This is a genomic window from Aeromicrobium sp., assembly GCF_014378035.1.
Taxonomy (GTDB): domain Bacteria; phylum Actinomycetota; class Actinomycetes; order Propionibacteriales; family Nocardioidaceae; genus Aeromicrobium.
Genome location: NZ_JACMOM010000164.1, coordinates 1 through 12,493 on the forward strand (window position 1 = coordinate 1; position 12,493 = coordinate 12,493).

The 12,493-nt window shown below is 64.3% G+C and carries 12 protein-coding genes; 8 read left to right on the forward strand and 4 right to left on the reverse strand.

From position 1 onward, the window contains the following. Window positions 1-127: 127 nt before the first annotated feature. Complete coding sequence (locus H7290_RS08575; protein WP_290513601.1) at window positions 128-628, reverse strand: MarR family transcriptional regulator; 501 nt, start codon at window positions 626-628, stop codon at window positions 128-130. A gap of 308 nt (window positions 629-936) precedes the next feature. Here H7290_RS08575 and upp point away from each other — a divergent pair, with 308 nt between their 5' ends. Beyond that, the gene (upp, locus tag H7290_RS08580) at window positions 937-1,668 is read left to right on the forward strand and encodes a uracil phosphoribosyltransferase (RefSeq protein WP_290513602.1); all 732 of its coding nucleotides are present in this window, start codon (window positions 937-939) and stop codon (window positions 1,666-1,668) included. After that, complete coding sequence (locus tag H7290_RS08585; RefSeq protein WP_290513603.1) at window positions 1,665-2,576, forward strand: EamA family transporter; 912 nt, start codon at window positions 1,665-1,667, stop codon at window positions 2,574-2,576. Before upp ends, H7290_RS08585 begins: the two co-directional genes overlap by 4 nt. Here H7290_RS08585 and H7290_RS08590 read toward each other — a convergent pair. Continuing rightward, complete coding sequence (locus tag H7290_RS08590; RefSeq protein WP_290513612.1) at window positions 2,573-2,788, reverse strand: hypothetical protein; 216 nt, start codon at window positions 2,786-2,788, stop codon at window positions 2,573-2,575. The genes H7290_RS08585 and H7290_RS08590 overlap by 4 nt on opposite strands. Here H7290_RS08590 and H7290_RS08595 point away from each other — a divergent pair. The 4 genes from H7290_RS08595 (at window position 2,729) to H7290_RS08610 (ending at window position 9,105) form a co-directional block, all read left to right on the forward strand. Then, entirely contained in the window at window positions 2,729-6,532 is a 3,804-nt protein-coding gene (locus tag H7290_RS08595; RefSeq protein WP_290513611.1) for an amino acid adenylation domain-containing protein, read from the forward strand. The two genes, H7290_RS08590 and H7290_RS08595, sit on opposite strands and share 60 nt — an antisense overlap. A 27-nt stretch (window positions 6,533-6,559) precedes the next feature. Next, on the forward strand, window positions 6,560-7,528 hold the full coding sequence (locus H7290_RS08600; RefSeq protein ID WP_290513604.1) for a pseudouridine-5'-phosphate glycosidase: 969 nt from the start codon (window positions 6,560-6,562) through the stop codon (window positions 7,526-7,528). Further along, on the forward strand, window positions 7,521-8,159 hold the full coding sequence (locus H7290_RS08605; RefSeq protein ID WP_290513605.1) for a hypothetical protein: 639 nt from the start codon (window positions 7,521-7,523) through the stop codon (window positions 8,157-8,159). Before H7290_RS08600 ends, H7290_RS08605 begins: the two co-directional genes overlap by 8 nt. Before the next feature lie 235 nt (window positions 8,160-8,394). Next, window positions 8,395-9,105, forward strand: coding sequence for an HAD family hydrolase (locus H7290_RS08610; RefSeq protein WP_290513606.1), 711 nt, complete (start codon window positions 8,395-8,397; stop codon window positions 9,103-9,105). Between the two features lie 142 nt (window positions 9,106-9,247). On the opposite strand, the gene H7290_RS08615 is transcribed toward H7290_RS08610, so the two are convergent. After that, the gene (locus H7290_RS08615; RefSeq protein WP_290513607.1) at window positions 9,248-9,409 is read right to left on the reverse strand and encodes a hypothetical protein; all 162 of its coding nucleotides are present in this window, start codon (window positions 9,407-9,409) and stop codon (window positions 9,248-9,250) included. A gap of 108 nt (window positions 9,410-9,517) precedes the next feature. On the opposite strand from H7290_RS08615, the gene H7290_RS08620 reads away from it, so the two are divergent. Next, a complete protein-coding gene (locus H7290_RS08620) occupies window positions 9,518-9,889 on the forward strand; it encodes a hypothetical protein (RefSeq protein ID WP_290513608.1) in 372 nt (123 codons plus the stop codon). 666 nt (window positions 9,890-10,555) lie between these two features. Here H7290_RS08620 and H7290_RS08625 read toward each other — a convergent pair. Continuing rightward, window positions 10,556-11,008: a MarR family winged helix-turn-helix transcriptional regulator gene (locus H7290_RS08625; protein ID WP_290513609.1), complete on the reverse strand. Its 453-nt coding sequence runs from the start codon at window positions 11,006-11,008 to the stop codon at window positions 10,556-10,558. 71 nt (window positions 11,009-11,079) lie between these two features. Between H7290_RS08625 and H7290_RS08630 the strand changes: the two genes are divergently transcribed. Continuing rightward, entirely contained in the window at window positions 11,080-12,015 is a 936-nt protein-coding gene (locus H7290_RS08630) for an SDR family oxidoreductase (protein WP_290513610.1), read from the forward strand. Window positions 12,016-12,493 lie beyond the last annotated feature (478 nt).

Sequence of the window (12,493 nt, forward strand, 5' to 3'; positions counted from 1 at the left end):
GGGTCACACATCCAAGCCTCCATCAGACCCAGTGCGATGCGCCAACCCGACCACCCCGACATTCACGCGATCAAGACCCTGCCAACAACTTGACTCGGTACGAGGGGCTGCAGGGGATGTGCGTAGGTCAGTCGATTCCGTCGCCGTGGGAGAGCAGGAACTTGCGGAGCAGGTTCGACAATGTCTGGACCTCGGTTTCATCCAGGGCTGCGAGCATCTTGTGCTGGTTCTCGACATGGTGCTCGACGACGTCGTCGACCAAGGCCACGCCTTGCGGGGTGAGCGAGATGAGCAGCTGACGACGGTTTCTCGGGTTGATCTCCCGATGTACCAGCCCGCGGTCCACGAGACGGTCGACTCGATTCGTCATCGCCGCCGATCCGACCATCGTCATGCCCGCCAATTGCCCCGAGGTCAGCGGGCCCTCAATGCGAGCGCGACGCAGCGTGGCGATCACGTCGAACTCCCACGGCTCGATCCCGAACCGGCGCATGAACTGTTGCAGGTCAGCACGCGCAATTCCGCTGGCTCGGGTGAGCCGGCCCATCACGCCCATGGCGCTCACGTCCAGGTCGGGGCGTTCCCTGTTCCACTGTTCCAGGATGTTGTCCACCGCGTCGCTTTCCATTCACCAATCTTTCGTTTGACCTCGAAGATTACATCACCTAAATTGTTCAGCAATGAATAGTACGTTGTCGAACAGTTATGGGGATGAACAATGACGAAGGTGGAAGACACCGAAGCGGTCGTTGGGCATCGAGCAGTTCGGGCTGCCCACGACGTGAAAATCTCGCGGAGGGCCGTGGACGTCCGTCTACGTGCGCGGCTCGACCGAGGGCGCAGCGCGGTTGCATCAGGACCTCAAGAACCCCGTCCAAGGCCCCGACTGTCGCAAGTACCGCGACAAGGTGGTCCGCTTCGTCCAGGACGCCCGTGATGCCTTCGCCAAGCCATGTGAGCGCTGGCGGCACGGTGCTGAGCCCCCCACCGACCGCCGGCGACAGCGGTTTTGTCGTTTCCCAGAAATTGCACGTGCTGCCGGCGACCCCTGCTCTACTTGCCGCCCACACTCTCATCCGGGACCGTGACGCCAGCCGAGAGGTGTTCACCACACAGTCGCGCCGCGTCTTCCGGATGCTGCTCGAGACTGCGGTGGGGCTGCTGCCCAGCGAGCCGAAGGAGGTCCTGACCCCGGCCGGGCACGTGTTCACGGGCTTGGTCCTCACCGAGAACGTGTGTGCCGTTTCGGTCGTCCGCGCCGGGGAGAGCCTTGAGTCTGAGTTGTGGGCTGTTGTCCCAGGCGTGCGCGTGGGCAAGATCCTGATCCAGCGCGACAAGTCGACCGCGCAACCCCGCCTCTACTACTCCCACCTGCCCCCGAACATGGAGCATCAGCACGTCTTGCTGCTCGAGCCCATGCTCGCCACAGGTGGTTCGCTTCTGGCCGCTCTCGATGTACTCGCTTCGGCAGGTACCCCCAGTTCGCGCGTGATCGCGGTGAATCTTCTTTCATCCCCTCCCGGACTGGCCCGGGTCATGGAGGAGCACCCCGATCTGACCGTCGTCACCTCGTCGGTGGAACAAGAACTGGACGACAACGCCTTCATGGTGCCTGGGATCGGCGACTTCGGTGACCGGTACTTCGGCACGGACGGCGGCGGGTCATGAGCAAGCTCCCTCCCGGCGATTTGTCCCTCACCGCCTTTGCTCCGATCGTGTGGGGATCCACCTACCTGGTCACCACACAGTTCTTGCCCGAGGATCGTCCGCTGCTCGCCGCGACCGTCCGAGCCCTGCCAGCTGGCCTGCTGTTGATGCTCGTGACACAAACGCGGCCGCACGGGATCTGGTGGTTGAGGGCAGTGGTGTTGGGCGGGCTCAACATCGGCTTGTTCTTCTTCCTGTTGTTTGTTGCCGCGTACGAGCTGCCCGGCGGCGTCGCCGCGCTGGTCATGTCGGTGCAACCGTTGTTCGTGTTGCTGCTTGGTGCCGTTCTTCTGGGGGCGAGGATCAGGGCGTCGCATGTCATCGCATGCGCCATGGGCGCCCTGGGGGTCGGCCTTCTCGTTCTTCGTTCCGAAGCCACCCTCACCACTGTCGGTGTCCTCGCTGGCCTGGGTGGAGCGTTGAGCATGGCCGCAGGAATCGTGCTCACCAAGCGGTGGGGACGCCCGCCCGGCACGGGGCTGTTGGGTTTCACCGGCGTTCAGCTTGCGTTGGGCGGCGCTTTGCTGCTGCCTGCCATGGTGTTCTTCGAGGGCATGCCACCGAAGATCACCGGAACCAACGTCGCAGGCTTTTCATATCTGGCCGTGGTCGGCGCGCTCATCGCGTACACGGTGTGGTTCCGGGGGATCGAACGTCTACCGGCGCTGGTGGTGTCGTTCCTCGGCTTCTTCAGCCCGCTGACTGCCGCCATCCTTGGCTTCGTCTTCCTCAACCAGTCCCTGACCGTGGTCCAGATCGCTGGCGCAGTGCTCATCGTTGCCTCCATCGTGGTCGCTCAACGCGCACCTTCGTCATCGGGCCGGCCACCGCCAAGATCAGCAGTGCCCTTCTCAAGCGGAGTCAACTAGCCGGTTCTTCTTCGTTCAGTCATCGCAGAATCAACGGAAATCGGGGAGATATGTCCACCAGAAGTCCTGGCGTTGCCACTTTGATCGACCTGCTCGACGAGCACGCCCGTCATTGTCCAGATGCGATCGCCGTCAAGCATGGCGATCAACAGCTGACCTTCTGCGAGCTCAAGGCCCGCAGCAGCGCCTTGGCGCTTGAACTGCAGCAGCACCCGATCTCGTCCACCATTGACGACCGCATCATCGGGGTGCTGCTCGAGCACTCAATCGACCTGGTTGTCGCGGTGTGGGCAGTGATGCGCTCCGGTGCCGCGTACCTGCCGCTCGAGCCTGATTATCCCGAAGAACGGCTAGCCTTCATGGTCGCGGACTCCGGCGTATCGGTGGTGATCACGAGTCCCGAACTCTCGGACAACCTGCGCGAGTCTCTGCCGCACGACATCCAGATTCGGGGTCTTGAGGGTGGGGCTGACCTGCCTGACCCTGCCCGGCCACTACCAAGCCCCCGACCCCAAGACTTGGCGTACGTCATCTACACCTCCGGCAGCAGCGGCCGTCCCAAAGGGGTGGCAATTGCGCACGAGGCCATCGCCGACCAGATTCGCTGGTTGCAGTCCCAGGACCACTTGGACCCGCGGACAGTCATCCTGCACAAGACACCCATCAGCTTTGACGCCGCGCAATGGGAACTGCTGGCCAACGCCACCGGCGCTCAGATCGTGCTCGGCAAGCCCGGGCTCTACCGCGACCCCGACGCGTTGATCGACGCGGTGCGCGAGCACGACGTCACCACCCTGCAGGCAGTGCCGACCCTTCTCCGTGCGTTGGTCGAGACTGAACGCCTCGATACGGTGCCAAGCCTCGCGCGGGTATACAGCGGCGGTGAGGCGCTGAGCGCGGTCTTGGCTCGCGACCTGCTGCGCGCGCTTCCGGGCGTTGCGCTGACCAACCTGTACGGGCCCACCGAATGCACGATCAACGCGACCAGTCACACCCTCACCTCAAGCGACCTTCCTCTGGGTGGAACAACCGTGCCCATCGGCCTGCCCGTGGAAGGCTGCGAGGTGTTGGTGGTGGATCCAGACCTGCAGCCGCTGGCGGCGGACCACGAGGGCGAGTTGTTGATCGCGGGTTCCCAGCTGGCGCGCGAATACCTTCACCGCCCCGAGCTGACTCACGAGAAGTTCATCCGGGTGCCCGCTGCCGGTGGCAAACGGTACTACCGCACTGGCGACGTCGTCAGGCGGGACAGCGAGGGCGTCCTGTACTTCGTGGGCCGACACGACAGCCAGGTCAAGCTGCGCGGGCACAGGATTGAGCTCGACGAGGTCAGCCATCGGATCGAAGAGCACCCCTGGGTGCGCAAAGCTGCCACGTTGGTCACCGAGGACGCCCGCACAGGGCGTGACGCCTTGGTCGCGTGCATCGAGCTGGACGCCAAGCAGGCCGCCCTGATGGACCAGGGCAACCACGGGTCGCACCATCAGTCCAAGGCAAGCCGGGTGCAGGTCCGTGCCCAACTGTCCGATCCGGGCGTCCGCACGGACGATGAACTGCGTGACCGACCTGTCGTGCCGCTGCACCACCGGGCAGGCACGCAGCACCAACGGCGCAAGGCCTTTTCCCGCAAGACCTACCGCAACTTCAACGCTGGTGCTGTTACTCGTGGCGACATCCTCGCTGCCCTCGCTGAGCCCCGTCGACCTCACTACCGCCGCGAGCTCTCCCAGCTGACCTTTGAAGGACTCAGCGAGCTGATGCGCTGGTTCGGTCAGTTCCACAGCCAGGAGCGCCTCCTGCCCAAGCTCGCCTACGCCTCGCCCGGAGCGCTTTACGCCACCCAGCTGTTTGTCACTCTCGGCAACACCGCAGGCGTTGCCGACGGCACGTACTACTACCACCCCGTCAACCACGAGCTGTACCTGGTCGAGGGCGTTGTCCCGGATCAGACCGACCCTGCCGGTGCGACACGACTGGCGTTCCATTTCCTGGGCCGACAGGAGGCCATCGAGACGGTCTACAAGACCAACGTCCGCGAGGTCCTTGAGATGGAGGTCGGGCACATGCTCGGCACGCTCGAGGAAGCGCTGATCGACCAAGGTCTGTCACTTCGACCGGCTGGCTTCGAGGAGTCCATGGCGGAACGCCTTCAGCCAGGGGTCTCGGACACGTATCTGGGTTCGTTCGAGGCCGTGCCCCAGGGCGATGGCCACTTCCCCGACATCGTCACCCATTACGTGCAGGCCCACCCGGACAGCGTCGATGACTTGCCGTCAGGGCTCTACCGCCTCGAGGACGGCGACCTGGTCAGGCTGGGACCGCACGTCATCGAGTCGCGCCACGTCATCGCCATCAACCAGGACGTGTACAAGCGGTCGCGCTTCGGGATCTCCCTCGTCACCCGCAGCCCCGGTCACTGGCTCGAGTATGTTGCCCTCGGGCTTGCCCTCCAGCGCCTCCAGAGCAACCAGAACGGTCTTGGTCTGATGTCCTCGGGATACAGCTCAAAGACCGGACACCCGCTTCCAGCCTCCCTGCGTCTGGACTCGCTCCTCAAGGATGCAGGCGAGATTCCTGGGGCGTCCTACTTTGCAGTGGGGGGCAAGGTCTCTCAAGGGCAGGTGGGCAGCGAAGGCATGGACGAGGACAAGGTTCACATGCGCGGTCCTGCCGAAATGATCAAGGACGACCTGAGTCGGGCACTGCCGTACTACATGGTCCCCGCCAAGACCATGGTCCTTGACCGGCTGCCATTGAGCCCCAACGGCAAGATCGATCTGAACGCCCTCGCTGACACAGTCCAACGTGAACAGGCTGCTTCATCCAGACGTATCGTCGAGCCACACAGCGACACCGAGCAGTGGCTTGCTGGCCTGTGGTCACAATTCCTCGACTACGAGGACGTATCCGCCGAGGACGACTTCTTCGCGATGGGCGGCGACTCCCTGACCGCAGTGAGCCTGGTCAACCGCATCAACCAGGACCGCGACGCTGACGTGAAGGTCCAATCCCTGTTTCGGTACCCGCGGCTGCGGGAACTGGCCGCGCAGGTGGACACGCTCGGGCACGACGACTCGCGCCTGATCGCGCTGAACGGATGCACCACTGGCCGCGCGGCATTCTGCTGGCCGGGCCTGGGTGGCTCACCCATGAATCTGGCACGGCTCGGCAAGACCATGGTCGACACACCGGTCCTCGGAGTTCAGGCTTGGGGCATCAACGCCGGGGAGGAGCCCTTCGCCAGCATCGATTCGATGGCGCGAGCCGACATCGACCAGATTCGGCGCGTGCAGCCGCAAGGTCCGTACACGCTGTGGGGTTACTCCTTCGGAGCGCGCGTGGCGTTCGAGGCGGCCTGGCAGCTGGAACAGGCCGGCCATGTCGTGGACAACCTCTTGCTGATCTGCCCCGGCAACCCCGTGGTGGAAGGAGACGAGCCCAACGACGGCCATAGCGCCAACTACGGCGACGCCACGTACGTGCGGATCCTGTTCTCGGTGTTCGCCAGCACGGTCCGTGGTGAGCAGGCCGAGAAATGTCTGCGCGAGGCCCATGACGAGCAATCATTCGTTGCCTTCATGACCGCGACTGTGCCCGGGCTCGAAGCCGACGTCATCCGGCGAATCGTGCGGATCGTCGAGCGTACTTTCCAGTTCGAGTACACCTTCGACGAGCTCGCCGAGCGCCGGCTCAATGCTCGGGTCAGCGTGCTGAAGGCCACCGGGGACGACTACTCCTTCCTCGACGCCACCCCGACGTACTCGGCGTCAGCACCGACCGTGCTGACTCTTGAGGGAGACCACTACTCCGTGCTGGGGGATGACGTCGACGAGCTCGCCGAAGTGATCTGCGCGGACCGGCTTCCTGAGCCACTGCACGATGAGCTGAGACCCGATGAGCTTCGACGCCTTTCTGCGGCACAAGGCGCAGCAACGTCAGTGCCACGTCCCGCCTGAACTGTGCAGAACCATCAAGGAGACAACGTGAGTTCCAGCCCACCCATCACCCTGAGCCCCGAGGTTGCCGCGGCACTGCACGACGGCACCCCCGTGGTTGCGCTCGAGACCAACGTCATCACCCATGGCCTGGAGTACCCCCGCAATGCCGAGGCCGCCACCAAGGTGCAGGCAGCGGTGCGGCTTGGCGGGGCCGTTCCAGCCACGATCGGCATCGACGCCGGCCGTATTCTCATCGGTCTGGACAAGGATCAGATCGAGCGGTTCGCCACCAGCCCGAGCATCCCCAAGGTCAGTAGCAGGGACATGGGCCACGCCGTGGCTGCCGGCGGCATGGGCGCGACCACTGTCGCGTCATCGGTCGTCGCCGCGCACGCGGCCGGCATCAAGCATTTCTGCTCAGCAGGAATCGGGGGCGTTCACCACGGTGTGCAGAACACCTTGGACATCTCCTCCGACCTCATCCAATTCGCGCGAACTCCGCTGATGGTGGTCTGTGCGGGGGCAAAGAACATCCTCAACCTGCCTCTGACGTTGGAGTTCCTGGAGACTCAGTGCGTCCCGGTCGTCTCCTACCGATCCGATGACTTTCCAGCCTTCTACTGCCGGTCCAGCGGGTTGCGCAGCCCTCGACGCATCGACGACCCAGTGCTGCTGGCAGAGATGGCCGAACAGCACTGGTCCCTGGGCAGCTCCACAGCAGTCGTTGTCACGACCCCACCCCGGGAGGAGGACTCCATCGACTTCAACGAAGCCCAGTCCGCAGTCGAGGATGCGCTGCGGGAGGCCAGCCGTACGGGCATCACCGGAAAGGACGTCACCAAGTTCCTCATGCGATGTGTCGACCGCGCCACCGACGGACGCTCCTCGACAGCCAACATGGCCGTCTTGGTCAGCACCGCCGAGGTCGCCGGTCAACTCGCGACTGTCCACGCGATGCACGTCGCTGAATCTGCCTCCACGCACGACCCACACCGGGAGATCACGCATGCCTGACTTGTTCGAACCCGCCACCTTCGCTGCGCTACACCGCGCAAACCAATCGGCCATGGCACCCTTGACGCGCGGCCAGGCCCACCCCGACGGCACACCGACAGGGCTGATGGCCGCCTACTACGCACATCGGGCTGATGCCGGACTGGACATCGCCGAGGGCACCCAGCCCGCACAGGTCGCTCAGGGTTTCCGGAACAAGCCGGGCCGCGCGCGCGGCGGGCTCATCGCTGTCCAGCTCATGCACGCCAGTCGTATCGGACGCCCGCCCCTGTATCCCAGCGCTCACCAGTCCGTCGCCCCCTCGTCCATCCCCGCGGCCGGTGCATGCTCCACGCCGGAGGGGTTCACGGAGTACCCCGAACCGCACACGCTCACGTTGGAGGAGATCGACGACTTCGTCTGCGCCTTGCGGCTCGCCATCGATACGGGGTTCGGCGCCGTCGAGATCCACGGTGGCAACGGGTTCTCGCCGCACGAGTTCCTTGCCGCCACCACCGACCTCAAAGACGACATCGAGCAGACCCAGTCGCCCCCACTGAGGGCTCTGGCCCCATCGCACTCCTGCAAGTACCGGAGACCGTCGACCCCGTGTACACGCGGATGGTGCGATGGCCATGGGCGGGTCCGATGATCGTCAACCCGCGTCGCGAAGTTCCTGCCGGGCACGGGGATCCGCAGGTGGCGGAACGGGTCTACGCGGGTTTGGTGCAAGCAGTGTGCGTCTTTGCGGAATCCCTGGCAAACCCTGACCTGATCGAACGGATTGACACTGGCGGCGCGTTCAACGCGCCCCGCGGGGCGACCTGCAACTCCGGTGGGGCCCGGGCTTACACCGACCACCCCAACCTTTCCCGAGCGGAGGCACCATGAAGGTCGCACTTTTCGACCTCGACGGGACGCTGCTCCGCACCCCTCAGATGATCATCACTGAGATGACGCAGGAGGCGTACCAAGTGACCGGCATCCGGCCCGACCACGACGCGGCCCGTCGGCAAGTTGGCCGTCCGCTGTCTCAGATGGCCTTGGCGCTTGCCGGAGGCGACGAAGCGCAGGCGCAACTCATCGTCGCCGGCTACCGCCGTCGCTATCTAGAGCGAATAGTGCCCGCCGGGCCCGAGCTGGTCTATCCGGGGGTGCACGACGGGTTGCGACACCTCAGACAGGACGGGTGGCGCATAGGTGTGGTCACGAATAAGTCCCACGGAGGTGCCCTCGAAATCTTGGGCACATCTGGCCTTGTCGCCCACCTTGACGTCGTCATCGGGGCCGACGATGTCACCGATCCGAAGCCTGATCCCGCCCCCGTGCTCGCCGCGCTCAAGCAGCTCGACATCCTGCCCGGTCGCGCCGTCATGATCGGAGACACTGTTCACGACATCCAGGCGGGAAAGCGCGCCGGAACGGACACGATCGGCGTCACTCATGGAGTCGGAGACAGCACGGAACTCCAAGGAGCCGGTGCGACGTGGGTAGTCCACGATTTTCCCGCAGTGCTCGACACGCTACGCCGCGCCTCCTCAGCGGCTGAACCCCCGACCGGGTCAGCTGCCCGTGCGCTGCGGGGCACCGAGGCTTGAGCGGATGTCCTTCCAGCAAGTCGAAGAAATGGTCACGGCTCAGCTACGCATCATCGAACCCTCAGCGTTGGGCCGGCGCGCTCTCGCCACTGCTCGGAGCTTCCTCACCGGGCCCGAACTGATTCGGTGTGACAGCCTGCCCTCAGGGCAGGCACGAAGGAATCTCACCATCGGCCACGCTCTGGTCCGCGTTGTCGTAGCCGAGCAGTTCGCCCTCGAACCCGCTCAGGTGCTCCTCGTTCAGAAGTGCCCCACCTGCGGTGGCCCGCACGGCCGCCCCCACGTCGCCGACCTGCCCGTTCACGTCTCCATCACCCACACGGCCAACGTCGTGGCCGTAGTAGCCAGTCGACGCGGGCCCATCGCCGTCGACTGTGAAGAGTGCCCTCCGCGTACGCACCACCGTGACGCCATGACCCGACTGATTCCCAGCGGTGAGAACAGCGGCGACGACCGAGAGGCCGTGAAGCGGTGGACCATCCACGAGTGCTTGATGAAACTGGGCATGCGTGAACTGGATGATCTTCGGCCGGTGCACATCGCGGCTCACCCCCAGAAACCGGATACTTTTCTCGTCGAGGGCAGCTACTTCAGCTCAGTCGCGCTGCCCGCCGCCGTCGTCACAGTCGGATCCCCAGCCCCGGTCGACCTGAGCATCAGCTCAGAAGTACCCGAACCGCTGAAGTCGGCCTCAATGCCGATCCACCCACCGCCGCAATCAATAGGACCGTTCACCGGCCGTCCGACCGTTCGGCGGCATTCGGCACAGAGAAGTCCGTTCTGAGTAGTCATACGAGCACTCCATGAGACTTCTGGTAGACGTCAGAGCCAGGGACCGCTGAGCCGCACGGAGGTGGCCACTACGAGTCGGTTGGTGGCGAGCACAGGATTCGAAACTGTGACCTCTGGGTTACGAGCCCAGCGAGTTATTGATACGGGCATTCGCGGTGGTAAGACGTGCCCCAGCGCAACATCTTCGGTCCCCGCTCGACAGAATTGAGGGCGGTTGTCAGACTCCTGCGACGTATGGGGTGAGAAAGTGGGCACCGTGACGGTTGAGGGTTTCGGCAGGCTCGGTCGCAGTGCTCGGTGTCGCGAGGGAGGGAGTGACGAGCCGCGGCAATCGTGCCCTGCCGTAAGTTGCGTCAACCACCCGCTCCCTTGAAACACCTTCGTTCAAGATGAGTCGACGGGAATCGGTCCTTGACGTCGTTAGGACTTGAGCATCCAGATAAGTGCTGCAGCGTTGACCGCAGCCGTAATCGCGGGACCAAGCGCCTTTACTCGGTCGGAGATGACGCCACCAATTGCGGCGCCGAATCCTTGAACCAGAATCATGGCAAAACGCGGCTGCTGCTTCAAACGCGACCGAAGAACTGACGAGGCCATCGCAGCCACGATGACCAGTGGCGCACTTGGGACTGCTGCTGCGGTGCGGGGTGTCGGTTCGTTATCGGCGGTCGGCCTCTTGCGCTGCGAGAAGAGCGCTCATGAGGAGTGGGAGCGAGGCAGTCTGATCCTGCGAAAGTCCGAGGTTTCCCGCGGTGTTGGCTTGCTCGAATCGTGGCCACACTTGAGACAGGAGCTCGGCTCCCGACCCGGTGAGCTGCATGGGGTTGGACCGCCCGCGTCCACGAGGGCGGCTCCTGACGACGAGGCCGCGCTGGTCCATGTTGTTGACGACGCCCGCGATCGACTGTGGGCGGACAAGCACCGAGCGCGCCACCTCGGCGGTGGTCATCGGCCCATTGGCCCCGAGGTAGGACAGCACACCGAACTGCACCGGCGTGAGGTCGTAGACCGCGAACAGGGCGGTGACGTTCCGCTCGAGTGTGTGTGCAGCACGGATGACTGACCAGACAGGAGAGCTCTCGAGGTCCTCGGGTGAGGGCAGGGACGGCACGCCTGCAGTATCTCCGAGGTCGCCTAGTATTGGAAGCAGGAACCTGTTTCTACTCTCGAATTGAGCCCGCGATGAGCACGACCGACCCCTCTCCGAACCGAGTCTCCGGTTCGTCTGTCCCAGGAAAGATACTGGTCACCGGGGCAACGGGCAGTATCGGCGCTCACTTGGTCGACACCCTCCAGGCACGTGGCGCACCATTCGCGGTCATGTGTCGCCGCGCTGAGCAGCGCGACTCCTTCCGAGCCCGTGGCATCGAGGCGGTCGAAGGCGACTTCAGCGATCCCACGAGTATCCGCAATGCCATACCGGGCTTCGAACAGCTCTTTCTCCTTGCCCCCGAAAGTCCGGATCAGTATCACCAGGACACAGCCGCCATCGATGCGGCGGTCGAGGCCGGGGTGCGACACGTAGTCAAGGTCTCGACACTGGATGCCAATCCCACGTCCGCCATTCCATGGGCCCGCGACCACGCCCGGGCCGACGCCCATCTCGCCGCCACTGGCCTGCGGTGGACCCGCCTAGCTCCGGGAGCGTTCACCAAGAACCTCCTGGAGTTGGCGCCTGCCATCCAGTTCGGAGTACTGCCCGGCACCAGCGGAAACGGCGCCACCAGCTGGGTCGATGTCCAAGACATCGCCGAGGTTGCTGCTCGCGTCCTTTGCGAGCCGGAACTGCAAGGCGATCAGGTCGGCAGGTCTTACATTCTGACTGGCACCCACCCGCTATCCTTTCCCGAGATCGCGACGATCCTTGGCGACGAGCTCGGACGCAAGATCCGTTACGTACACCTTCCCGGACCTGTGATGTACGCGAGCCTGCGCCTCTCGGGCCTACCCCACTGGCAGGCTCGCGGCCTCGTGCGGCAGTTCGTCGACGTCGTGCGCCGCGGAGCCGATCAGGGTCGCGTGCACACCTTCGAGCTCGACGAACTCCTCGGACATAGACCCCGCGGGATCGCCGACCTCGTCCATTCCCATCGTGCGGACTTCACCCGGCACCGGTAGACACCGCCCCGGCAGATCGCAGGGTAGCGACTACCGATAGCCGCACAGGGAGCCTGCTGAACCCTCATCCTGTGCCGCCTCGCGGGCGGCGGGACCAGAACAACAAGCGCGGTGCGCTCGCACCGCCAGCATGGAACACCGGGATGAGCGGCGCGATGCGGTAAGTGAGCAGCCAGATGTCGGCCGACCCGTCGCGCTTGACTCACCTCGGGAGAACACCGAACCACCCGTTGCGGCATCCGCGTCTTTCTGGGTGGATTGACTCATGCGCTTTCGGCGTGTCTGCGGGCGACCAACTCGGGACCGGCATTTCGACACAACATCAGCGGACTGCAACCGTGCCCGTTTTTCTTGTCACTCCGTGCCCAATCCGTGCCTTTTCGACAAATGCGTCCCAATATCGAAGAACCGGGATCCCAGTCTTCACTGGAATCCCGGTTCTTTTTGTAGCGGGGACAGTGTGCTGGTTCAGGACATA